The sequence below is a fragment of the Jujubicoccus corallicola genome (assembly GCF_047345645.1).
Lineage (GTDB): Bacteria > Pseudomonadota > Alphaproteobacteria > Rhodobacterales > Rhodobacteraceae > JBLEFH01.
In genome coordinates, this window is the sequence record NZ_JBLEFH010000001.1 from 335,865 (window position 1) to 359,780 (window position 23,916).

The window sequence follows — 23,916 nt, forward strand, 5'->3', positions numbered from 1 at the left end:
TGGCCCATGACGAGGATACATTCCCATGACTGATCAAACGCTGGGCCGCGCGACCGGTCCTAGCCTCAAGCAGCGCAGGCAAAGAGCCGCTTTCTGGTTCCTCGCGCCCATGCTTGTCGCTCTCTTTCTTGTCGCTGCATGGCCGCTGATGCGGACCATCTGGTTCTCTCTGACCGATGCGACACTCTCCAATCTGTACGACTCCGAATTCATCGGCTTCGACAATTATCTCCAAGTCCGCGAGCTGTCTTCTGGCCGCACCATTTATCGCGGCACGCTGGTCGACCCCGACTGGTGGAACGCCGTGTGGAACACGGTCCGCTTCTCGGTCGTCTCCGTGCTGTTTGAGACCATGTTCGGCCTCATCGTCGCGCTGGTGATGAATGCGGAGTTCAAAGGCCGCAGCTTCGTGCGCGCCGCGATCCTCATCCCCTGGGCGATCCCGACCATTGTGTCGGCGAAAATGTGGGGTTGGATGCTCAACGACCAGTTCGGCATCATCAACGACATTCTGCTCAGCCTTGGTTTGATCGATCAAAAAATTGCATGGACGGCCAATGTCGATACGGCGATGACCGCCATCCTGATCGTAGATATCTGGAAAACCACGCCTTTCATGGCGCTTCTCATCCTCGCGGGCCTCCAGATGGTGCCGCGCGATATGTATGAAGCGGCCAAGATCGACGGGATCCACCCGGTCAAAGTGTTCTTCAAGGTGACGCTTCCGATGATCAAACCGGCCGTCATGGTCGCGGTGATCTTCCGGATGCTGGACGCCCTGCGCATCTTTGATCTCGTCTACGTCCTCACGCCCAACTCATCGGCGACGAAAACCATGTCGGTGATCAGCCGTGAGAACATGATCGACTTCGACAAATTCGCCTATGGGGCCGCGCAATCGACCCTGCTCTTCGCCATCATCGCGATTTTCGTCAGCCTCTATATCTGGTTGGGTCGCGTGGATCTTGCGGGAGACCGCCAATGATGAAGAATAAACTCGTCAAAAACATCGCGTTTTATGCGCTGGTGCTCGCGATCGTCGTCTTTGCGGTGTTCCCGTTCTACTACGCCATCGTGACCAGTTTCGCGACCGGCACGGCGCTCTTTCAGGTCAACTACTTCCCAAAAGTCTTTGATCTGGCGAACTATAAATTTGTGCTGGGGAGCAGCAACTTCCCGCGCTCTATCGTCAACTCGGTCTTTATTGCCGGGCTTACCGTGGCCTTCGCGCTCTTTCTCGCTGTCACCGCGTCCTATGCGCTGGCGCGGGTGAAGTTTCGCGGACGCGGGCTCTTGCTAATGACCATTCTGGCCGTCTCCATGTTCCCGCAGATCGCGGTGCTGGCGGGCCTCTTCGAGCTGGTTCGCTTCCTTGGCATCTTCAACACCCCCTGGGCGATGATCCTGTCCTACACGATCTTCACGCTGCCCTTTACGGTTTGGGTGCTGACGACCTTCATGCGCGATCTGCCTGTGGAGATCGAAGAGGCCGCTATCGTGGACGGGGCGACCCCGTGGAATATCATCACCAAGGTGTTTCTGCCGCTCCTGTGGCCCGCACTGGTCACGACGGGCCTTCTGGCCTTCATCGGGGCGTGGAACGAGTTCCTCTTCGCGCTGACCTTTACCAGCTCGGAGACACAGCGGACCGTGCCTGTCGCGATTGCGCTCCTCTCGGGTGCCTCGACGCAAGAAATTCCGTGGGGTCCGATCATGGCGGCCTCGGTCATTGTGACCGTGCCTCTGATCATCCTCGTCCTCATTTTCCAACGTAAGATCGTGGCGGGCCTGACCGCTGGCGGTGTGAAAGGCTAAAGACATGGCCAAGATTGAACTGAAAAACGTCACCAAATCCTACGGCGCGGTGAAAGTGATCCATGGGATCGACCTCGAAATCAAAAAGGGCGAGTTCATGGTGTTCGTTGGCCCGTCGGGCTGCGGCAAATCCACCCTGCTCCGTCTGATCTCGGGGCTGGAGGAAATCACCTCGGGCGACATGATGTTCGACGGCGAGCGGGTCAACGACCTCGTGCCCTCGGATCGTGGTATCGCCATGGTGTTCCAGAGCTACGCGCTCTATCCGCATATGAAGGTCTATGACAACATGGCCTTCGGGATGAAGCTCGCGAAATCCGACAAGGCGACGATGGACAAGCGCGTTCGCGATGCGGCGAAGCTGTTGCAGATCGACCATCTGCTCGACCGTCTGCCGCGCCAGCTTTCGGGCGGTCAACGTCAGCGTGTGGCCATTGGCCGCGCGATTGTCCGCGACCCGCGCGTGTTCCTCTTCGACGAGCCGCTCTCCAACCTCGATGCGGCGCTGCGTGTGGCGACACGTCTCGAAATCGCCAAGCTCCATCACTCGATGGAGGACGTGACCATGATCTACGTGACTCACGATCAGGTCGAGGCGATGACGCTGGCGGACCGCATCGCGGTGCTGCGCGATGGCCGTCTGGAGCAGGTCGGCACCCCGGCCGAGCTCTACGACTCGCCCAATTCCGTCTTTGTGGCTGGCTTTATCGGCAGCCCCAAGATGAACTTCCTCACCGGCCGTTTCGCCGAGGAGAAAGGCTGTGTCACCCTTGGCGTCCGTCCCGAGCATATCGAGATCGTCACCGATGGCACGGGCGAATGGGAAGGTGAGGTCGTCCATGCGGAAGACCTCGGCTCCGACAATTTCCTTTTCGTCGAGATCGGCGCAGAGGAGCCTGTCGTGGTGCGTCAGCCCGGAAAGCTGGCCATTGAATACGGCAGCAAGGTGTCGCTGCGCCCGGTCGAGGGGCAGCTGCATCGGTTCGATGCGGACGAAAAGCCGATCCGTTAACCCACTACGAAACCCCTGAAAATGCCCGCAGGCTCTGTCCTGCGGGTTCATATTGAGAGAACGCTATGACTATTCGTGTCACTGTGTGGAACGAGAATGTCCACGAGCAGGAAAACAAGATCGTTGCCGACAATTATCCCAATGGGATTCATGGGATCATCGCCGACGCGCTGAATGCCGATGACGGCATCGAGGCCACCACCGCGACCCTGCAAGAGCCCGAGCATGGCCTGACCGCCGAGCGACTGGCCGAAACCGATGTCCTCTTCTGGTGGGGTCACAAGGCGCATGGCGATGTGTCCGACGAGGTGTGCGAGCGCGTGTGCGAAGCCGTGTGGAGCGGCATGGGGATGGTGTTTTTGCACTCCGCCCACTTCTCCAAACCGTTCAAACGCCTGATGGGCACCCCCTGCAACCTCACCTGGCGTGAGGCGGGCGAGCGGGAACGTCTCTGGCTGACCTCGCGCAACCACCCGATTGCCGCCGGTCTCGGCGACAGTTTCGAGCTGGAATATGAGGAAATGTATGGCGAGCCCTTCGGTGTGCCTGAGCCGCTGGAAACCGTCTTTGTGAGCTGGTTCCAGGGCGGCGAAGTGTTCCGCTCGGGTCTGACCTATAAGCGCGGTGCGGGCAATGTGTTCTATTTCCGCCCCGGCCATGAGACCTACCCGACCTATCATGACGAAAACGTCCAGCGGGTTCTGCTGAACGCGGCGAAATGGGCGTATAATCCGGCGGCGCGTCTGCTGGATTCCACCGACGCGCCGAATGTCCCGGTGAATGAAGCGCCGGAAAAGATCGAAGAGCGCGGCCCGCGTCTTCATCAGGACGGCGAAGAGGGTTATCGGTAATGAAGCCGGTTCGCATCCTCATCCTCGGCACCGGCGGCATGGCGCAGACCCATGCCAAAGGCTTTGCCGCGATCCCCGGCGTCGAGCTGGTGGCGGGCGTCGATACGCGCGCGCCGCAGCTTGCCGCCTTTTGCGACGCGCATCACATCGAGAACCGCTTCACCTCGCTTGATGAAGCGCTGGAATGGGGCGACTTCGATGCGGTGACAAATGTGACGCCTGACGCGGCGCATTACCCGACGACCATGCCGATCCTGAAGGCGGGCAAGCATATCCTGTGCGAAAAGCCGCTGGCGACCAATGCCGATCACGCCGAGGAGATGGCGCGGGCGGCGTCGGAAGCCGGTGTGGTCAATATGGTCAACCTGTCCTATCGCAATGTCGCGGCGCTTCAGGAAGCGGCGAAAATGGTGCGGGCGGGCAAGATCGGCGCGGTCCGGCATTTCGAGGCGTCCTATCTGCAAAGCTGGCTCACCCAGCCGGCTTGGGGCGACTGGAAAACCGAGAGCCAATGGCTCTGGCGGCTCTCCACCCAGCACGGGTCCAAGGGCGTTTTGGGCGATGTCGGCATTCACATTCTCGACTTTGCGACCTTCATCGCGGGGGAAGATGCGCGGGAGGTTTCCTGTCGTCTGACCACCTTCGATAAAGCGCCGGGCGGGAAGATCGACGATTACACGCTCGACGCCAACGATTCCGCGACCATGCAGGTGGTGCTGGAAGGCGGCGGGCTCGGCACGGTCGGCGCGACGCGCTTCGCCTCGGGTCACCTCAACGATCTGCGCTTGCGTCTTTATGGCGAAAAGGGCGGCCTTGAGGTCAGCTTTGAGAACCAGGTGAGCCGTCTGCGCGCCTGTCTTGAGCCGGATCTGCAAACCGCCAAATGGCAGGAGATCGACTGCCCGCCGGTGCCGCTCATCTATGATCGCTTTATCGCGGCGATCCGCGGTGAGGGCGAGGCGGATCCCGATTTCGCCCGCGGCGCATCCTTGCAGCGCCTGCTCGACAAGGCCGAAGAATCGGCCGCGCAGCAGGGCCTCAGCCTCACCGTTTAAAAAAATGGCGCCTCTCGGGGCGCCATTTTTCTACTCGTTACAAAGATGCGCGGGACAGGCGCATCTGAACGCCAATTACTCTGCGGTGCTGCGCTTGGCATCCACCGACCACGGGCCGGGGCCTGCGGCGGAGAGGTAGAGGAACACGAAGCAGAAAGTTGCCGCCAGCGTGCCGCCATTCAGCACCGGGAAGAAGCCCTGGCCCGCATGGGCGTAGAAATAGGCCACCGCCATCAGGCCGCTGAGCAGAAACGCCGCGACGCGGGAGAAAAGGCCGATCACCAGCAGCGCGCCGCAGACCAGCTCGAAAATCCCCGCAATGCCGGGCAGGGCGGTCAGAGGCACTTCGCTCATGCCGCTCACCGGGAAATTGAGAACTTTCGTCGTGCCATACTGAAGGATCAGCAGGCCCGACATGATCCGCAGCACAGAACGGAGCTGCGGCGTGTAAGGTTCCAGAAACGTCATCCGTAGTCCTTTCAAAAGGGAACTCATTGAAGCGGCGAGTGTAGGGCCTGTTTCAGATGACGAAACACGGAATCTCTTAACATTCGGTGTCTACTGTGTTTCCAGATCAGAGACAATTGGTTGCAGATGTAACTTCTGATGCAGTGGCGATCAGAATTCGTCAAGATCCTCGGCCAGCACAACCTCACCGTCATAGGCAGCCTGCACCTCGCTCAACGCCGTCTCGATGGGCGCGCCGTAATGCAGCACATGGCTCAGCACCAATAGGCCCGGCTGTGTCTGGTTGGCAATCTCGGCGACCTCGCTCGTCAGCGTGTGCGAGGTGTGGTGATATTCCTGCCAGCCCTCATCGAGCGCGCTCCACCCTTCCTCGCTGATCACCTCATGGACCAGCACATCGACCCCTTGCGCCTTTTCGATCAGGTTCTCGCTAAAGGCGGTGTCGCCGGAGACCACGATGGTCTTGTCAGGCGTGGTGATCTTGTAGCCATATGCCGGGTCAATATCGCCATGGGGCACGTCAAACGCCTCCACGGTCACGTCGTTATCCTCGAAAACCACGCCCTCGCCGTCGATCTCGGTGACATTCACCTTATACATCTCCGGGTCGCGCACGGGTTGATTGCCCCCGGTGCGCAGCGAGATATCGACATCCTGCATGGCGTAATAGCCATCGGTCATCGCTTGCAGACCTGCCGGGCCGTAAGCGTTCAACCCCTCCTCGCGCCGCCACCAATAGGTCGCCGCGAGTTCGGAGTAATCCATCGTGTGATCGCTATGCAGATGGGTGATGAAGATATTCTTGATCGCGGGCGGATAGAGTTCCGGCGCATCCATGGTCTGATAGGCCTCGATCGCGCGCTGAACCATGCCGTGGCCCGCGTCGAACAGATACGCCTCGCCATTATAGATGACTGCGAGACCTGCGCCCGCGCGCTCTGCATTCGGCACAGGTGTGCCGGTGCCGAGCATGATGACGCGGGTATCCGCCTGCGCGGCGCTCGCCATGAGCAGGGCGCTGACGGTGAGGGTGGTGAGCGTATTCATGATGTCCTCCCGAATATGAAGGGTCAGCATATCCGACAGATGCGCATCGCCCAAATCGTTTCGCAAAATATCTTAAAAGACATATATTCATGCGATGCTCGGTGCTTTAACGCGCGCCACTACGCGGCAAAAATCACTCGATTTTCGAGAAATATTATTACGTGAGGCGGATTTTCGCCGGAGTGCATCGTCGGCATATAAGTCCAAGAAAAACCATGTAAACAAATGATTGCGAGATTTTTGACCTAGCGTCAGAATTTTCAACAGCAATCGCTCCATTCCTAAAATAGATATGAATCATAATTATTATTGACCGAATCCAAATCCGCTGACACGCTTGATCAAAGTTAGGGAGATTCGTGATGACAGAGCAGAAGCCTGAAGCCATCGATACCGACGCACCGCCATTCCGCGAGAACGTGCTGGGCGAGTTGATCGGCTACCGTCTGCGCCGCGCCTATCTGCCGGTTCAGTCGGCCGCGCATCAGGTGCTGGCCGCCTATAACCTGCGGGTCGTGTCCTTTTCCTGCCTGTCGATCATCGTGGACAATCCCGGCATCGTGCAGTCGCAGCTTGCCGATCTCTTGCAGATGGAGCGGCCCAACCTCGTGGTCATCATTGACCATCTGGAAACGCTGGAACTCATCACCCGCACCAAGGTGCAGCGGGATCGTCGCCGTTATGCGCTGAAGGCCACGCTCAAGGGGCGGCGGCTGCGCGACAAGGCGGCCAAGGATGTGCGCGCCGCCGAAGAGGCGGTTGCGGGCGGGCTGACCGTGGACGAGCAGGCACAACTTATCGCCTTGCTCGACAAGCTCCAGACCGGGGCGAAATAGATTTCAACGAACGACCGCGAAAAGGCGGCATTTTCTGGGAGGAAAAGAATGACAACCAAACTGAACGGGGCGCTGGCCCTCACCGCATTGCTGACCACCACCGCGCTCACCGCGCAGGCCGACACGATCCGCGCCACCAGCGGTTTCGGCCCGGCCCATGTGCTGGCGACCGAAGTGTTTCCTGTCACCTTCGAAAAGCTGGGCGAGCTGACGGATGGCAATTGGGACGGGCAGGACACGCCCTCGGGTCTCGTTGCGCCGAATGAAATGTCGAACGCGCTCCGCGATGGTGTGACGGAAATGGGCACCTTGCTGATGCCCTATTTCGTCGCCGAATATCCCGAGGCGGGGCTGGTGGCGGAGCTGTCCATGCTCGGCTCGAACAACAACGTCATTTCATCCGCCGTGACCGAATATATCGCGACCTGCGAGCCGTGCCTTGCCGAGTTCAGCAAGAACGGTCAGGTCTATCTCGCGTCTGATGCGACCCCGCTTTACCAGATCCTGTCGACCGAGCCGGTGGAGAGCCTCTCCGATATGCAGGGCATGAAACTGCGGACCGGATCGCCCTTCTATGCGTCGCTTGTTGAATCGCTCGGCGGTGAACCGGTGCAGATGTCCTCCAGCGAGCTTTTCGAGGGACTAAGCCAGGGCGTCATCGACGGCACGGTCAGCAGCGCCCATGAGATCATCGCCAACCGTCTCGGCGATGTGGTCGGCAATGTCACCGAGATCGACGAGGGCAACTTTACCGGCGCGACCGTCGCGGCAGGCAAGATGCTCTGGGACCGGATGAGCGCCGAGGAGCGCAAGGCGCTGGTCGTCGCCGCGCAATATGGTGTGGCCAAGGGGCTTGTCGGCTTCAATGAGCAGGTCGAGGAAGCGCGGGCGATGGAGGGGATGAATTTCATCACCCCCGCCGAAGACCTCACTTCCGCCATCGAAACCTTCAACGAAGAGCGCCTAGCCGGTGCGGCGGCAATCCTTGAGGAACGCGGCGTGACCGATGCGCAGACCAAGATCGACCGTTACGCGGCCCTGATCGAGAAATGGGAGGGTCTGGTCAACGCCGAGACGCCCTATGAAGAGGTCGCCCGCATCCGCGAGGAAGAGATCTGGTCCGAGATCGATTTCAACAGCTACGGCATGTAAGCTGCCCGCGCCCTGCCGCGCGCAGGGCGCTTCCCAGCCCAAACCAAAGTGAGGTTGCCATGGCGCAGCTCAAGTCCCTTATTGCCCGGCTCAGTCTGGCCCTTGGCGGCCTGGTACTGATGTTGATGATGCTTCAGGTCGTCGTCGATGTGTTCATGCGCAGCTTTCTGGGCGCAGGTTTCCCGGCCACGGCGGATCTCGTCGGTAAATATTACATGGTCGCGGTCAGCTTCCTGCCGCTCGCGGTGACGGAGCTGGAGCGCCGCCATATCGAGGCCACCATCTTCACCGACGCCCTGCCGGAGCGCGCCAAGATGGTGCTGTTCTTCCTCGGCTTTGCCATCGCCGCGGCGGTCCTTTCGCTGATGCTCTATGGCTCGTTCCAGGAAGCCCTGCGCAAGACCGCGACCGGCGCTTATATCGAAGCGGGCACCGTGCGTTTCCCGACTTGGCCGAGCTTCTGGATCCTGCCGTTTTCCTTCGCGCTCGGGCTGGTCGTCATCGTGATCCGGCTGATCGAAGTCGTCACCGGCACCTTTACCGACACCGACCACGACCCGCTGGAGCAGGTCGAAAGCCATGAGGGGGCCGCCTAATGGATCCGCTCACGATTGGCCTTCTCTCCCTCGCCGCGCTTCTGTTCCTCATCGCCCTGCGTGTGCCGATTGCCTTCAGCCTGATCGCCGTCTCTTTCGTCGGCATCTGGGCGGTCGCGGGCATCCGCCCGGCGATGAGCATGATCTCCAACATCCCCTACACCACCTCGGCGAGTTGGACGCTCAGCTCGATCCCAATGTTTCTGCTCATGGGCTATATCGCCTACCATTCCGGCCTGACGCGCGGGTTGTTTGAGGCGGCGCGGGTCTGGTGGGGCTGGATGCCGGGCGGGCTCGCCATCGCCTCACTGGCTGGGGCCAGCGGCTTCGCGGCGGTCTCCGGCTCCTCGGTCGCCTGCTCTGCCGCCATCGGCCGGATCGCCGTGCCGGAGATGGACCGCGCGGGTTATGACTTGCGCATCGCCACCGGCTCCGTTGCTGCGGGCGGCACCATCGGCGCGCTCATCCCGCCCTCCATCATCCTCATTCTCTTCGGCATTCAGGCGGAAACCTCGATCAACGCGCTGTTCCTCGGCGGTCTCGTCGTCGGGCTCGCCTCGCTGCTCTTCTACGTCCTCGCCGTCCTCTTCGTCTGGTGGCGTAACCCAGAGCGCCTCCCGCGCGCCGAGACGCACTCCATGGGTGACCGCTGGAAAAAGACGCTGGAGATCTGGCCCGTCCTGATCCTCATCGTCGCGGTGTTCGGCGGCCTCTTCACCGGCTTTTTCACCGCCACCGAAGCGGGCGCTTTCGGGGCCTTCGTCGCTCTCGTGATCGGCATCGTTCGCCGCTCGCTCGGCTGGGACGGTTTCCGCGAAAGCCTTGTGGACACGCTGCTGGCTTCCGGCTCGCTCTTCATCATCGCCATCGGAGCGAACCTTTTCACGCGCCTTGTCGCCATGTCGGGCCTCTCGATGCAGATCGGCGGCTTTGTGGACACGCTCGGCCTCGGGGCCTTCGCCCTGCTGCTCGTGATCGCGCTGATCTACATCGTCCTTGGCATGTTTCTGGAACCGATTGGCGCGCTCCTGCTGACGTTGCCGCTCTTTCTGCCGCTCGTTGGCGTGCAGGGGATCGACATGGTCTGGTTCGGGGTCCTCGTCGCCAAGCTGCTGGAGATCGGGATGATCACGCCGCCCGTCGGGCTCAATGTCTTCGTCATCCACTCGGTCGCGCGGGACTATGTCCGGCTGGAGCAGATTTTCGCGGGGATCATCCCCTTCCTCATCGCCGATTTCGCGCTGGTCGCGCTGATGCTCGTGATTCTCGGGCTGTTTTGAACAAGGAGATTGCCATGAAAATTGCGGATCAAATCGCATTGGTGACCGGCGGCGGGAGCGGCCTTGGGGCCGCAACGGCCCGCACGCTCGCCGCGCAAGGGGCCAAGGTCGCCGTGCTGGATCGCAGCGAAGAGGCCGCGCGCGCCGTCGCCGATGAGATTGGCGGGATCGCCGTGGCGGCGGATGTGTCGGATCAAGGCGCGGTTGAGGCGGCGTTCGCGAAAGTTGCGGACGTGCTCGGCAGCGCCCCCCGGATCATCGTAAACTGCGCCGGGATCGGTACGGCGGCGCGCATCCTGCCGCGCGACGGAAGCCTGACCATCGACGCCTTTGCGAAGACCCTTCAGGTCAATCTGCTCGGCAGTTTCACCGTCCTGAGCGTCGCGGCGCGCGAGATCGCCAAGCTGGACCCGCTCGATGAAGACGGCGCGCGCGGTGTCATCATCAACACCGCCTCCGTCGCCTATCAGGACGGGCAGATCGGGCAGGCGGCCTATGCGGCCTCGAAAGGCGGCATCGTCTCGCTGACCCTGCCGGCCGCGCGCGAGTTGGCACGTTTCGGCATCCGCGTCTTGACCATCGCGCCCGGTCTTTTCGAGACCGCGATGAGCAGCGGCTTGCCCGCAGATGTCAAACAATCGCTGGAGGCGGGGCTTCCCTTCCCGTCCCGCATGGGCAAGCCCGAAGAGTTCGCCATGCTCGTCCAGCAGATCGTCGAAAACCCCATCCTGAACGGCGAAGTCATCCGTATCGACAGCGCCGTACGGCTGGCCCCGAAATAAGGAGAACAAGACATGGGCACCTATACCGAAGGCAAGATCGAGGGCCGCATCGCCGAGCTGGAGCTGATCCGGGAGGACAAGCGCAACGCCATGTCCGACGGGCTGATGGCGGAGATCGAAGCGTTTTATGCCGGGCTTCCCGCTGAGGTTCGCGTCGTGATCCTGCATGGGCGCGGCGGGCATTATTGCTCGGGGCTTGATCTCTCTGAGCATGTCCACCGCTCCGCCGAAGAAGGGGTGCATCACTCCCGCAACTGGCATCGGGTCATGGACATGATCCAGTTTGGCGGCAAAGTCACGGTGAGCGCCATGACCGGCGCGGTGATCGGCGGCGGGTTGGAACTCGCGACCGCCACCCATGTGCGTATCGCCGAGCCTTCGGTCATGTTCCAGCTTCCCGAAGGACGGCGCGGCATCTTTGTCGGCGGCGGCGCGACGGTCCGCGTGGGCCGCATCCTTGGGCCGGACCGGATGGTCGAGATGATGCTGACGGGCCGCAAATATGGCGCGGAGGAGGGGCTGACCCTCGGCCTCGCCCATTACGTCGTTGGGGAAGGTGAAGCGCTCGGCAAGGCTCGCGAGCTGGCCGAGAAAATCGCCGAAAACGCCCCCATGTCCAACTATTTCATGGTGCAGGCGCTGACCCGCATCAATGACATGTCGCGCGCCGATGGCCTCTTCACCGAGAGCCTCGCCGCCGCGCTCGTGCAAACCACACCGGATGCGGAGGAGGGACTGAACGCTTTCCTCGAAAAACGCATGCCGGTGTTCCGCTGACATCAGCTTTGGGAGGAAAGCGATGAGCCAAGATCACACCACATGGGCCCGTGAGAACACCAAGACGGAATATGTGCCGCATAAGGTTATCCGCGAGGATCGGGACGACGGCACCATCCTGCTGCGCTCCGCTTATGAAATGGAGCCGCATGTCAAAAACACCGGCGTTTGGCTGCATGACTGGGCGGAGAAAACGCCGGATAATGTGGCGCTGGCGGAGCGGGACGGCGACGGGTGGCGGGACATTACCTATGCTGATTTGCTCGCCAAGGTCCGCGCCGTTGCGGCGGGTCTCTTAGAGCGCGGCTATGCGCCCGGTGACCGGATCGCGATCCTGTCGGCCAATGGGGTCGATCACCTGATCCTCTCGCTCGCTGCGCAATATGTCGGGATGCCGGTGTCCTCGCTCGCCGAGCAATATTCGCTGATCGAAGAGGCGCATCCCCGGCTGATCTATGTGCTGGGCAAGCTGAAGCCGAAACTCGCTTTCGTCGATGACGCGGCCCGTTACGGCAAAGCGATTGCGCTCGATGAGATGAACGGCATCGAAGTGATCGCCTCAGCCACCGAGGGCGCGCCGCGGAATGTGATCCACTTTGCGGACTTGCTCGACGCGACCCCGGATGACGCCGTCGATCAGGCCCATGCCGAGGTCGGCCCGGACACGCTCGCCAAAATCCTCTTCACCTCCGGCTCGTCGAGTGAACCCAAAGGCGTGCTGACCACCCAGCGGATGATGTGCGTCAACCAGGCGCAGATGGCCGCCGTGATGCCCTACCTCTCCACCCGACGCCAGCAAATCACCGACTGGCTGCCCTGGAACCACGTGTTCGGCGGCAGTCACAACGTGAACATGATGCTCTCCAGCGGCGGGCAGCTTAATGTCGATGGCGGCAAACCGACCGGGAAGGGCTTCGCGCGCACGCTCGAAAATCGCCTGATGCGGCCCTCCAGCCTCGCCTTCAACGTGCCGGTTGGCTTTGCCATGCTGGTCGATGCGGCGGAGAAAGACCCCGAAGCGCGCAAGGCGTTTTTCAGCGAGATCGACCTGATTTTCTACGCGGGCGCCTCGCTCCCGCAGGATGTGTGGGACAAGCTGGAACAGTTCTGCATGGAGGAAGGCGGCGGACTGCCGATGATGGCCTCAAGCTGGGGCCTCACAGAAACCGCGCCCGCCGTGGTGATGGTGCATGAGCCGATTGGCCGCTCCGGCGTGATCGGCGTGCCGTTGCCGGGGATCGAGCTGAAGCTGATCCCCGATGAGGACATGCGCTGCGAGATCCGGGTGAAGGGGCCGAATGTCACACCCGGCTATTTCGAGGACGACACCAAAACCGCCGCCGCCTTTGACGAGGAGGGCTATTTCATCACCGGCGACGCCGTGCGTTTTGTCGATGAGGCGGACCCGTCGAAGGGGCTGGTCTTCGATGGCCGTGTCTCGGAAGATTTCAAATTGAACACAGGCACGTGGGTGCAGGCGGGCAATCTGCGGATGAGCGCGCTGAAAGAACTCAAGGGCCTCGCACAGGACGTCGTGATCTGCGGCCATGACCGGGGCGAGGTGGGGCTCTTCGTCTTCCCCATCCCCGGCAGCTACGACGAGACCGACACCACAGAGGGCGCGGTCACGGATGGTCATCTGATGGCCAAGGTCGAGGCCGAGCTACGCGAGATGAACGCGGGCGTCACCGGTTCGGCCAAACGCATCACCCGTGCGCTGATCCTTGCCGAGCCGCCCTCGGTCGAAGGGCAGGAGATCACCGACAAGGGCTCGCTCAACATCAACAAGATCCTGAACCGCCGGGCTGACCTGCTGGAGCGGCTCTATGACAACGAAGACCCGGCGCTGATCCGCGTCTGAAGGAGGCTGATATGGTTGATTTTTCCAAAGTTCGCGCGATTGATATCCATACCCATGCGGAGGAGCCCTGCGGCTGTCATGCCGATGATGGCTATGACGATCTGCAGAGCACCATGGCGAGCTATTTCGGCGCGCCGTGGCAGCATCCGCCGACGATCCCGCAAACCGCCGCCCATTACCGCGAGATGAACATCGCCGCCGTGATCTTTCCGGTCGATGCGGAGCGCGAGACCGGCTACCGACGCTACTCCAACGACGAGGTGTTGGAGCTGGTGAAGGAGAATGACGACGTGCTCATTCCTTTCGCCTCGATCGACCCATGGAAGGGCAAAATGGCGGTCCGCGAAGCGCGGCGGCTCATCGAGGAGCATGGGGTGAAAGGGTTCAAATTCCACCCGACCATGCAGGGCTTTTACCCGAATGACCGCATGGCGTATCCGTTCTACGAGGTGCTGGCCGAACATGGCTGCGTGGCGCTCTTTCACACCGGCCAAACCGGCGTCGGCTCGGGGATGCGCTCGGGCAACGGGATGCGGCTGAAATTCTCCAATCCGATGTATCTCGACGATGTGGCGGTGGATTTCCCCGACATGAACATCATCGCGGCGCATCCGTCCTTTCCGTGGCAGGAAGAGGCGCTCGCTGTCGCGCAGCACAAGCCGAATGTCTATATAGACCTCTCCGGCTGGTCGCCGAAATATTTCCCGAAAATTCTCGTCCAATACGCCAACACGATGCTGAAGAAGAAAATGCTCTTCGGCTCCGACTGGCCGATGATCGCGCCGGAAAAATGGCTCGACGCCTTCGACAAGGCCGAATTCCGCGACGAGGTGCGCCCGCTGATTTTGAAGGAAAACGCCATGCGCCTTTTGGGCGTGAGAAAATGAGGGAGACGTGACATGACCATCAAACACACTCTCACCGCCCTTGCCATGGCTCTCGCCGCCACGCCGCTCGCCGCGCAAGAGGAGGCCGCGCCACCTGCTGAGGTCTCCGAAGACATGCGCGTCACCCTGCTGGGCACCGGAACGCCGACGCTGAACCTCATGCGGTTCGGCGCGGCCAATCTGGTGCAGGCGGGCGGGCTGAACCTGCTCTTTGACGCCGGGCGCGGCGCGAGCATCCGTCTGCAACAGCTTGGCGAGACGCCCGGCACGATGGATGCGGTGTTCCTGACGCATCTCCATTCGGACCACGTCAACGGCCTCGCCGATATCTACACCACCGGCTATATCGTCGGCGCGACGCTCAAGGGCCGCACCGAGCCCTTCGAGCTTTACGGCCCGACTGGCACGCAGGAGCTGATGGACGGGATCAAATCCGCGCATCGCTGGGACGCCGAGACCCGGATCATTGATGAAGGTGTTCCTGAAGCCGCGCCCGAAGCGAATGTCCATGAGGCCGAAGAGGGCGTGATCTTCGATGAGAACGGCGTGCAGGTCACGATGTTCCCGGTCAATCACGGCGAGAACATCACCAGCTCTGTAGGCTACCGCGTGGATTACAATGGTCATTCGGTCGTCTTCAGCGGCGACACCACCTATGACGAGAACATCGTCACCGCCAGCGAGGGCGTAGATCTCCTGGTTCATGAAAACGGCATGGCAACAGCGGAACTGATGGAGCGCGAGGCGATCCAGAAGATCATGGCGCATCATACGGACCCAGTTGATGTGGGCCGGATCTTTGCAGCGGCTGCGCCGCAGATGGCCGTCTACAATCACATGGTGCTGCTTGGCGGCGCGCCGATCTCCGAGGTGATCACCAAAACCCGTGAAACCTATGACGGCCCGCTCGTGATTGGTGAGGACATGATGCAATTCGTGATCTCCGATGGCGGTCTATCGATGCTTTCGGCCGGTCAGTGAGGGAGGATGACATGAAAAATACCACTTTGCTCATTGGGTTTGCCGTTGCGGCGCTGGCGACACCGGCACTCGCACAGAACGAACCCGGCCCGGACGACATGGTCGTCACGTTGCTTGGGACAGGTACACCAGCTCTGAATTCGAACCGCTACAGCGCCGCCAATCTGGTGCAGGCGGGCGGGCTGAACCTGCTGATCGACGCCGGACGTGGTGCAACTCTACGCATTCGCGAGGCAGGGCTGACGGTTGGACAGATCGACGCGACCTTCCTCACGCATTTCCATTCGGACCATGTGAGCGGCCTCGCCGATGTGTTCATGACGGGCTATATCACAGTGCCCTATATCGGCGGACGGACCGAGCCGTTCCAGCTATACGGTCCGATTGGTACGCAGCAGATCGCGGATGGTCTTCTGATGACACATCAATGGGATATCGAAACTCGCATTCTTGACTCGAACGTGCCGGAAGCGGCGACCCAGATCGAGGCGCATGAAGCCGAGGAAGGCGTGGTTTTCGACCAGAACGGCGTGAAGGTGACGGTGTTCCCGGTCCATCACGGCGACAATATCACGCATTCGGTGGGCTACCGCGTCGATTATAAAGACAAATCGGTTCTGTTCAGCGGCGATACCACCTTTGAGCCGAACATCATCGAATTTGGTCGCGACACAGATCTGGTGATCCATGAGGTCGGCATGGCGACGGAAAAGCAGATGGAGCATCCTTCGACTGCGCCCGTCCTTGCCCATCACACCAGCCCTGAGGATGTAGGGCGTGTTTTCACCGAGGCAGACCCGGATTTCGCGGTTTACTCTCACATGGTGATGATGGGCAACCCGCCGGTTGAGGAATTGGTCCGCCGCACACGCGAAACCTATGACGGCCCGCTCGTGGTGGGCGAGGACCTCATGCAATTTGTGCTGTCAGACAGTGGCACATCCATGCGCAAAGCAGGAGAGTAAGATCATGAAAGCCATTCTTTACAGCACCGCCGTTCTGGCCGTCGCCACGCCCGTTTTCGCCCTCGACTGCGACGGGCTCACCCCCGAAGCCATAGGGCTTGAGGGTGTGACCTTCACGGAAGTGACCGCCGTTCCCGCAGGCGAAGAAAGCCCCGTCCCGCAATGCCAGATCCGCGGGCGTATGGCCGAGCGGACCGGGACGGATGGCCGCGATTATGCGCTCTCGTTTGAGCTGGCGTTGCCCGAGGAGTGGAACGGCAATTTCGCGCATCAATTCAACGGCGGCAATGATGGCCGCGTGGTTCCGGCCACCGGCGGCCGTGCGGCCGGGACGGGCGAAACCTCGGCCTTGGAGCGCGGATTTGCGGTGATTTCCAGCGATGCGGGCCACGATAGCGCGAATTTTGAGGATCGCGGGCTCGCCAGTGGCGCGGCGTTCGGGTTCGATTTCGAGGCGCGGCAGATGTATGGTTACAAGGCCGTTGAGGTGCTTCAGCCAGTCGCGGTCCAGATGGTCGAGGCTTATTATGAGAAGCCGATTTCTTATACTTACGGCATCGGCTGCTCGAATGGCGGGCGGCACGGGATGGTCGCCGCCGCGCGCCTGCCGGACGCGTTTGACGGCCTTCTGATCGGCGCGCCCGGCTTCAACCTGCCGCGCGCCGCCGTCCAGCACGCCCATGATGTGCAGACCCTTGCGCCGCTGACCGGCGATCTGCGCACAGCGTTTACGCAGGAGGAATTGAGCCTCGTTGCGGACGCGATCCGGGGCCGCTGTGACGCGCTCGACGGTCTCGATGATGGCCTCGTGTCGGACTGGCAAGGCTGCCAGATGCAGTTCGACATCACCGCGCTGACCTGCGGTGAGAGCGAGAGTAATATGTGTCTGCCCGAGGAGAAAATCGCGGCGCTTCAGGCTCTTCACGAAGGCCCGAAAGACGCGAGCGGCAGCGAGATTTACAATGATTGGGCTTGGGATCCGGGCATCGAGGGCAGCGATTGGCGGAGCTGGAAGATCGAAAGCCCGGTCGCCCCTTGGGACAATCTGCCGATCATCGCAACGCAAGGCGCGTCTTCGCTGGCGCAGGTCTTCACCGTCCCGCCGACCGAGGTGGAGGGCACCCCCGAGGCGATGCTCGACTTCCTGCTGAACTTCGACATTGAGGCCGAAGCAGAGCAGATCACCGCCACAAGCGAAGCATTCCCCGAGTCCGCGATGGAGGTGATGACGCCGCCGGGGTCGGACAATCCGGTGCTGGCGGAGTTCCGCGACGCGGGCGGCAAGATGATCGTCTATCATGGCGTGTCGGACGGCGTGTTCTCGGTCAACGACACCGCCGACTGGTATGAGGCGCTCAACCTCAACAATGAGGGGCAAGCGGCGAATTTCGCGCGGTTTTTCCCGGTGCCGGGGATGAACCATTGCGATGGTGGACCGGCGCTTGACCTCTTCGACTTGCTGACCCCGCTGGTCGCTTGGGTCGAGGACGGCACCCCGGCGGAGGTCGCGACCGCGACGGCGCGGGCGGACAATGACGAGCTTCCGGCGGATCTCGTGGGCGCCGAACGCCCGCTCTGCTCGTCGCCGCAAGTCGCGAAGTATCAGGCGGGCGATCCGCTCTCCGCCGACAGTTTCCAATGCGAGTGAGGACGATATGACGCCGTTCAAAGCCCCCGTTGACGATATTTTCTTCAGCCTCCGCGAGATTGCGGGGGCCGGGGATCTGCCCGATTGGGACGCGGATCTCTCGCAGGAAATCACGTCGCATTTCGCCAGTTTCGCCGAAGGGGCGCTGGCCCCCTTGAATGAGGTGGGCGACCGCGAGGGCTGCCGTCTGGAGAATGGCCGGGTGCGGATGCCGGACGGGTTTGGCACAGCTTATCAAGAGCTTGCGGAAAGCGGCTGGCAAGGTCTCACCGCGCCGGAGCGTTTTGGCGGGCAGGATATGGACCACCTCACCGCCGCCGCCATTTCGGAAATTTTCTCCGGCGCGAACCATGCGTTGCAAATGGTGACAGGCCTTGTGCCGGGTGCGGTCTCGACCCTGCTCAACTACGGCAGCGAGGATCAGCAGGCGGCCTATATCCCGAAGCTCGCCTCCGGCGAATGGCTCTCGACCATGTGCCTGACCGAGCCGCAAGCGGGCTCCGATCTCAGCACCATCCGCACCAAGGCCGAGCAAACCGACGATGGCTGGGCGCTGACGGGGGAGAAGATTTTCATCTCCGGCGGCGATCAGGACATGTCGGACGGGATCCTGCATCTCGTCCTCGCCCGCACCGGCGACAAGGCAGATGGGGTGAAGGGCCTGTCGCTGTTTGTCTGTCCTTCGGAGGTCGACGGCGTGCGCAACGGCGTCTCCGTGACCCGGATCGAGGAGAAAATGGGGCTCCACGCCTCGCCAACCTGCCAGCTTGCTTTTGAAGGCGCGACCGCGGAGTTGATGGGCGAGGAAGGCGGCGGGCTCGCCGCGATGTTTACCATGATGAACCACGCCCGGCTCGACGTGGCGCTTCAGGGCGTTGCGCATGCTGCACGCGCCCATGATATTGCGAAAACCTATGCGGCCGAGCGCAAACAGGGGCGCAAGGCGGATGGCAGCCCGGCGGTCCTTGCCGATCATCCCGACGTGCAGCGGATGCTCGATGAGCAGCAGATCCTCGCGCAAGGCGCGCGGGCCATGTGCCATATCGCGCTGGTGGCGTTGGAGCGGGGCGAACAGCCCGCGCTGGTCGAATTCCTGACGTCGCTTTGCAAATATTTCGGCTCGGATGCAGGGATCAAGGCGGCGGATCTCGGGATGCAAGTCCTTGGCGGCTATGGTTATCTCGAAGAATATGGGCTGTCCCAAGTCTGGCGCGATGCGCGGATCACGTCGATCTATGAGGGTGCGAACGGCATCCATGCGCTGACCCTCGCGACCCGTGGATTGAAGCTGGACGGCGGCAAAGGCGCGGATGATTTCGCGGCGCTCGTGGCGGATCTGGGCGGGGAGACCCCTGAAATTGCAACCAAACTCGACACATGGCGCGGCTTGCGGGCCGAGGTGGAAGCGCATGAGCGCCCCGCCGAACTGGCCCATAGCTTCGCGGAAGCTTCTGCGCGGCTCTTTCTCGCCGCTATTTGGCTGCGCATGGCGGAGGCCGCCAAGGGCACCGAGCGCGCCGAGGATTGCGACCGGCTTCTGGCCCGTCTGCTCAAAGATTAAGACGCCGCATCGCGCGGCAGGGAGGATACTATGCAATATCATTATGATGGCTTTCACGCGGGCGACCCGCATCTCAAACCCCCCGCTCCGGACGCGGGGAAAACGACCGATAAAGTCGATGTGCTGATCGTTGGCTGCGGCCCGGCGGGGCTCACCCTTGCGGCGCAGCTTGCGAGTTTCCCCGAGATCACCACCCGCATTGTCGAGCGAAAATCCGGCCCGCTGGAGATGGGGCAGGCGGACGGGATCGCCTGCCGTTCGATGGAGATGTTCGAGGCCTTCGACTTCGCGCATCTGGTCAAGAAGGAGGGCTATTGGGTCAATGAAACGACGTTTTGGAAGCCGTCGGGCGATGGCCGCATCACCCGGTCGGACCGGATTCAGGATGTCGAGGATGATCTCTCGGAGATGCCGCATATCATCCTCAGCCAAGCGCGGGTGCATGATTTTTACCTTGATTACATGGCGAAATCGCCGCGTCGCCTGATGCCGGATTATGATCTCGATCTCACCGAATTGACGCGCGGCGAGGGCGATTATCCGGTGACGGCGACGCTGGAGGGCAAGGATGGAAAGACCGAGACCGTCCATGCGAAATATGTCGTCGGCTGCGATGGCGCGCGGAGCGCTGTGCGCAAATCGCTCGGCTATAGCCTCAAGGGCGAGGCGGCGCGCCAGCTTTGGGGCGTGATGGATGTGCTGCCCGTCACGAATTTTCCCGATATTCGCCTGAAAGCGGCGATCCAGTCGGGCGAGCATGGCAGCGTGCTGATCATCCCGCGTGAAGGCGGGGCGCTGGTGCGGCTCTATGTGGAACTGGATGAGCTAAAAGGCGACGAGCGCGCGGCGGACCGCAATGTCACTGCCGAGACCCTGACCGAGCGGGTGCAAAAGGTCCTCGCGCCTTACAGTTTCGAGGTGAAAGAGGTCGCGTGGTGTTCGGCTTATGAGATCGGCCAGCGGGTCTGCGACAGTTTCGATGATCTCGGCGACGGCCCGCGTGATCGCCAGCCGCGTATTTTCATCGCCGGCGACGCGTGTCACACCCATAGCCCGAAGGCGGGGCAGGGCATGAATGTCTCCATGGCCGATACGTTCAATCTGGGCTGGAAGCTCGCCGCCGTGCTGCGCGGGCAGGCGGACCCGAAACTGCTCGACACTTATTCCGAAGAGCGCCGCGCCAAGGCGCAGGAACTGATTGATTTCGACCGTGACATGGCGAAGCTGTTCAGCGCCACCGGGGAAGGCTCGAACGAGAAATTCCAGCAATATTTCCAGAAACATGGCCGCTACACGGCGGGGGTTGAGGCGAAATATGATCCGGGCCTGATCGTCGCCGAGGACACGCATCAGGACCGTGCCAAGGGTCTCAAGGTCGGGATGCGGTTTCACTCCGCGCCGGTGATCCGGCTGGCGGATGCGAAGCGGCAGGAGCTTGGTCACGCCTTCAATGCGGACGGTCGCTGGCGGCTCGTCGCCTTTGCGCCGAAGGGCGATGACGGGCAAACGGGCGGTGCGGTCGCGCAGCTTTGCTCGGCGCTGGAAACGGGGCTGCTCCCCCGCTATACGCCGAATGATGCGGACCGGGACGCGGTGGTCGACACCCGCGCGGTCTTCCAGAAAAGCCACCGCGCGCTGGCGCTCGACCAGATGCCGCAGCTCCTGAAACCCACCAAGGGCGCGTTGGGCCTCACCGATTACGAGAAAATCTTCTGCCCTGACCTCAAACACGGCCCCGATATCTTCGATCTGCGGGGAATCGACCGGGAAACCGGCGCGCTCATCGTGGTCCGGCCCGACCACTATATCGCCGCGGTTTTGCCCCTTGAGGACACGGATGCGCTGGAGGCCTTCTTCGCCCGCTTCATGATTGCGCTGTCGGACCGCTAGGAACAGTCGCCCTCGGGGTTTTCCTCTGCTATCCTCCCGCCAACTGGGAGAAGGAGACAGTGATGCCTAAGGATACCCTCGGCCATGGGCCGGAGCTTGGAAGTTTCGAATGGAGCGATCCGATGCTGCTGGAGCAGCAGCTCACGGAAGATGAGCGGATGCTCCGCGATGCGGCCCGTGCCTTCGCAAATGACGTGCTTGCGCCGCGTGTGACCGATGCCTATCGCGAGGAAAAGGACGATCCCGATCTCTTCCCGATGATGGGCGAGGCCGGGCTGCTCGGCGTGACCGTCTCTGAAGATCTCGGCGGGCTTGGCTCCAACTATGTCACTTACGGTCTGATTGCGCGGGAAGTGGAGCGGGTGGACAGTGGCTATCGCTCCATGATGTCGGTGCAATCCTCTTTGGTAATGTATCCGATTGACGCTTACGGCTCCGAGGAGCAGCGCCAGAAATATCTGCCGAAACTCGCCTCGGGGGAGTTCATCGGCTGTTTCGGCCTGACCGAGCCCGACGCCGGGTCCGACCCCGCGGGCATGAAAACCACGGCGAAAAAGACCGAGGGTGGTTATGTCCTCAACGGCTCGAAAATGTGGATCTCCAACTCGCCCTTCGCGGATGTCTTCGTCGTCTGGGCGAAATCCGAAGCCCATGACGGCAAGATTCGCGGTTTCGTGCTTGAGAAGGGGATGGAGGGTCTCTCCGCTCCGAAAATCGGCGGCAAACTCTCGCTCCGCGCTTCCACCACCGGCGAGATCGTCATGAACAATGTCGAGGTCGGCGAGGATGCGCTTTTGCCGAACGTGCAGGGTCTCAAGGGTCCGTTCGGCTGTCTCAACCGCGCCCGCTACGGCATCAGTTGGGGTGCCATGGGCGCGGCGGAAGCCTGCTGGCACGCGGCGCGGCAATATGGGCTGGACCGCAAACAGTTCAACAAACCGCTCGCGCAGACGCAGCTTTTCCAGAAAAAACTGGCCGATATGCAAACGGAGATCACCCTCGGCCTGCAAGGCTCGCTCCGCCTTGGCCGCTTGATGGACGAAGGGCAAGCAGCGCCGGAGCTGGTCTCGCTCATGAAGCGGAACAACTGCGGCAAGGCGCTCGACATCGCCCGTCTCGCCCGCGACATGCATGGCGGCAACGGCATCTCCGAAGAGTTCAAGGTGATCCGCCACATGGTGAATCTGGAAACGGTGAACACCTATGAAGGCACCCATGACGTCCACGCCCTGATCCTCGGGCGCGCGCAGACGGGGTTGCAGGCGTTTTTCTAAAGCGCCTCGCATCCCGCAATAAAAAAGACCGGCGCGAGGCCGGTCTTTTCGTTTTTCGGGCTGTCGCGGCTTATTCAGCGTCGGGCGCACATTCGCGGATGGCTGCGACATCCGGGCCGTTCGGCGTGCGGCCGAGGTTGAACGGGGCCGAGGCGTCACGCCAGGAGGAATAGTCGTTGAGATATTCCATCATGGAGAGATAGACGCGGGCCGAGGACGGGTTCTCACAGGAGACTTCGACGATGGTCTCGTTGGCCATCTGCTGCACCTGCTCGAGCATCGCGTCGTCGTAACGGTTGATTTCGACCGCTTCGTCCCACTGCGCATAGGCTTCGGTGGCGCGCTTCTCGGTGAAGGCGAGGGACCAGAGCATGGTCGCATCCGCCGCAATCCGCAGTTTTTCCTGCGCTTCCGGCGAGATCGCATCCCAAGCCGACTGGTTGATCATCACGCCGAAGACGGACGCCGACTGGTGCCAGCCGGGGGTCGCCCAGTAATCGGAGACCTGCTGGAAGCCTGCGGACCAGTCCACATTGGGGGTCGAGAACTCGCCGCCGTCGATCACGCCGCGCTCAAGCGCCTGATACACTTCGCCGCCAGCCATGGAGACCTGACTGCCACCGAGTTTTTCGAGAAGGCGGCCCTGCTCCAGACCCGACACCCGCAGACGCTTGCCCGCAAGGTCTTCGAGCGAGCGGATCGGCTCGGCGGTGTGGAAGCCGGATTCGTTGTTGGTCACGCCATAGGGTAGATAGACCATGCCGAACTGGCCGTAGATATCTTCATAGATCTCTTTACCGCCCCATTGCTGGATCCAGTTGACGTAATCGACGGCGTTGAAGAGCGACGGTGTGGTCGCCAGCGCGGAGAACGCCGGGTCACGGCCCGCCCAGTAGCCGGGCCAGTCCGCGCCGGCCTGTACGGTGTTCGATTCCACGGCGCCGAACACTTCGCCCGGCGGGACGAGCGCGCCGCCCTCATAGAACTCGATGGTGACTTCGTCGCCCACAAGCTTGTTCGCCAGATCGACGAAATGCTTGTCGGTTTCGATCAACTCCAGCGCACTCGACCATGTGGTGGTCATCGTCCACTGTTCCTGCGCCAGCGCGGTGGTTGCGCTGAGGGCGAGGCCCGACAGGCCCGCGATCATTGTGGTTTTCTTCAGCATTGCTCTTCCT

General features: G+C 61.7%; 22 protein-coding genes. 19 read left to right on the forward strand and 3 right to left on the reverse strand.

Features of this window, described 5'->3' with window-relative positions; genetic code table 11:
• The first annotated feature begins 25 nt into the window (after positions 1-25).
• The 5 genes from ACMA5I_RS01615 (at position 26) to ACMA5I_RS01635 (ending at position 4,733) form a co-directional block, all read left to right on the forward strand.
• A complete protein-coding gene (locus tag ACMA5I_RS01615; protein ID WP_525884473.1) occupies positions 26-985 on the forward strand; it encodes a carbohydrate ABC transporter permease in 960 nt (319 codons plus the stop codon).
• Positions 982-1,815, forward strand: a complete 834-nt coding sequence (locus tag ACMA5I_RS01620) for a carbohydrate ABC transporter permease (RefSeq protein ID WP_525884474.1) — start codon at positions 982-984, stop codon at positions 1,813-1,815. The genes ACMA5I_RS01615 and ACMA5I_RS01620 overlap by 4 nt, the downstream gene beginning before the upstream one ends.
• Before the next feature lie 4 nt (positions 1,816-1,819).
• Positions 1,820-2,827 carry an ABC transporter ATP-binding protein gene (locus ACMA5I_RS01625; protein ID WP_525884475.1) on the forward strand — a complete coding sequence of 336 codons (1,008 nt, stop codon included), beginning with the start codon at positions 1,820-1,822 and terminating at the stop codon, positions 2,825-2,827.
• 65 nt (positions 2,828-2,892) lie between these two features.
• Positions 2,893-3,678 (forward strand): ThuA domain-containing protein, encoded by a 786-nt coding sequence (locus ACMA5I_RS01630; RefSeq protein WP_525884476.1) that lies wholly within the window; start codon positions 2,893-2,895, stop codon positions 3,676-3,678.
• Positions 3,678-4,733 (forward strand): Gfo/Idh/MocA family protein, encoded by a 1,056-nt coding sequence (locus ACMA5I_RS01635; protein ID WP_525884477.1) that lies wholly within the window; start codon positions 3,678-3,680, stop codon positions 4,731-4,733. The genes ACMA5I_RS01630 and ACMA5I_RS01635 overlap by 1 nt, the downstream gene beginning before the upstream one ends.
• A gap of 75 nt (positions 4,734-4,808) precedes the next feature.
• Here the strand turns inward: ACMA5I_RS01635 and ACMA5I_RS01640 are convergent, their stop codons facing one another.
• Positions 4,809-5,201, reverse strand: coding sequence for a DoxX family protein (locus tag ACMA5I_RS01640; protein ID WP_525884478.1), 393 nt, complete (start codon positions 5,199-5,201; stop codon positions 4,809-4,811).
• A 150-nt stretch (positions 5,202-5,351) separates the two neighbouring features.
• Positions 5,352-6,278 (reverse strand): MBL fold metallo-hydrolase, encoded by a 927-nt coding sequence (locus tag ACMA5I_RS01645; protein ID WP_525884479.1) that lies wholly within the window; start codon positions 6,276-6,278, stop codon positions 5,352-5,354.
• 332 nt (positions 6,279-6,610) lie between these two features.
• On the opposite strand from ACMA5I_RS01645, the gene ACMA5I_RS01650 reads away from it, so the two are divergent.
• From ACMA5I_RS01650 to ACMA5I_RS01715, 14 genes are all read left to right on the forward strand, one after another.
• Positions 6,611-7,084, forward strand: coding sequence for a MarR family winged helix-turn-helix transcriptional regulator (locus tag ACMA5I_RS01650; RefSeq protein WP_525884480.1), 474 nt, complete (start codon positions 6,611-6,613; stop codon positions 7,082-7,084).
• Positions 7,085-7,132: 48 nt separating this feature from the next.
• The gene (locus ACMA5I_RS01655) at positions 7,133-8,236 is read left to right on the forward strand and encodes a C4-dicarboxylate TRAP transporter substrate-binding protein (RefSeq protein ID WP_525884481.1); all 1,104 of its coding nucleotides are present in this window, start codon (positions 7,133-7,135) and stop codon (positions 8,234-8,236) included.
• A 59-nt stretch (positions 8,237-8,295) separates the two neighbouring features.
• On the forward strand, positions 8,296-8,832 hold the full coding sequence (locus tag ACMA5I_RS01660) for a TRAP transporter small permease (protein WP_525884482.1): 537 nt from the start codon (positions 8,296-8,298) through the stop codon (positions 8,830-8,832).
• Positions 8,832-10,112 carry a TRAP transporter large permease gene (locus ACMA5I_RS01665; protein ID WP_525884483.1) on the forward strand — a complete coding sequence of 427 codons (1,281 nt, stop codon included), beginning with the start codon at positions 8,832-8,834 and terminating at the stop codon, positions 10,110-10,112. Before ACMA5I_RS01660 ends, ACMA5I_RS01665 begins: the two co-directional genes overlap by 1 nt.
• 14 nt (positions 10,113-10,126) lie before the next feature.
• Positions 10,127-10,894 carry an SDR family NAD(P)-dependent oxidoreductase gene (locus ACMA5I_RS01670; protein ID WP_525884484.1) on the forward strand — a complete coding sequence of 256 codons (768 nt, stop codon included), beginning with the start codon at positions 10,127-10,129 and terminating at the stop codon, positions 10,892-10,894.
• Positions 10,895-10,906: 12 nt separating this feature from the next.
• Positions 10,907-11,671: an enoyl-CoA hydratase/isomerase family protein gene (locus ACMA5I_RS01675; protein WP_525884485.1), complete on the forward strand. Its 765-nt coding sequence runs from the start codon at positions 10,907-10,909 to the stop codon at positions 11,669-11,671.
• Positions 11,672-11,693: 22 nt separating this feature from the next.
• Positions 11,694-13,532 carry an AMP-binding protein gene (locus ACMA5I_RS01680; protein WP_525884486.1) on the forward strand — a complete coding sequence of 613 codons (1,839 nt, stop codon included), beginning with the start codon at positions 11,694-11,696 and terminating at the stop codon, positions 13,530-13,532.
• Between the two features lie 11 nt (positions 13,533-13,543).
• Positions 13,544-14,419, forward strand: a complete 876-nt coding sequence (locus ACMA5I_RS01685) for an amidohydrolase family protein (protein WP_525884487.1) — start codon at positions 13,544-13,546, stop codon at positions 14,417-14,419.
• A gap of 12 nt (positions 14,420-14,431) precedes the next feature.
• Complete coding sequence (locus ACMA5I_RS01690) at positions 14,432-15,400, forward strand: MBL fold metallo-hydrolase (RefSeq protein WP_525884488.1); 969 nt, start codon at positions 14,432-14,434, stop codon at positions 15,398-15,400.
• A gap of 11 nt (positions 15,401-15,411) precedes the next feature.
• On the forward strand, positions 15,412-16,365 hold the full coding sequence (locus tag ACMA5I_RS01695) for an MBL fold metallo-hydrolase (protein WP_525884489.1): 954 nt from the start codon (positions 15,412-15,414) through the stop codon (positions 16,363-16,365).
• A gap of 4 nt (positions 16,366-16,369) precedes the next feature.
• Positions 16,370-18,013 (forward strand): tannase/feruloyl esterase family alpha/beta hydrolase, encoded by a 1,644-nt coding sequence (locus tag ACMA5I_RS01700; protein ID WP_525884490.1) that lies wholly within the window; start codon positions 16,370-16,372, stop codon positions 18,011-18,013.
• A gap of 7 nt (positions 18,014-18,020) precedes the next feature.
• Complete coding sequence (locus tag ACMA5I_RS01705; RefSeq protein WP_525884491.1) at positions 18,021-19,574, forward strand: acyl-CoA dehydrogenase family protein; 1,554 nt, start codon at positions 18,021-18,023, stop codon at positions 19,572-19,574.
• A gap of 30 nt (positions 19,575-19,604) precedes the next feature.
• Positions 19,605-21,464: an FAD-dependent monooxygenase gene (locus tag ACMA5I_RS01710; RefSeq protein ID WP_525884492.1), complete on the forward strand. Its 1,860-nt coding sequence runs from the start codon at positions 19,605-19,607 to the stop codon at positions 21,462-21,464.
• Positions 21,465-21,526: 62 nt separating this feature from the next.
• Positions 21,527-22,738 carry an acyl-CoA dehydrogenase gene (locus tag ACMA5I_RS01715; RefSeq protein WP_525884493.1) on the forward strand — a complete coding sequence of 404 codons (1,212 nt, stop codon included), beginning with the start codon at positions 21,527-21,529 and terminating at the stop codon, positions 22,736-22,738.
• A gap of 70 nt (positions 22,739-22,808) precedes the next feature.
• Here ACMA5I_RS01715 and dctP read toward each other — a convergent pair whose 3' ends face one another.
• A complete protein-coding gene (gene dctP, locus ACMA5I_RS01720; protein WP_525884494.1) occupies positions 22,809-23,906 on the reverse strand; it encodes a TRAP transporter substrate-binding protein DctP in 1,098 nt (365 codons plus the stop codon).
• Positions 23,907-23,916 lie beyond the last annotated feature (10 nt).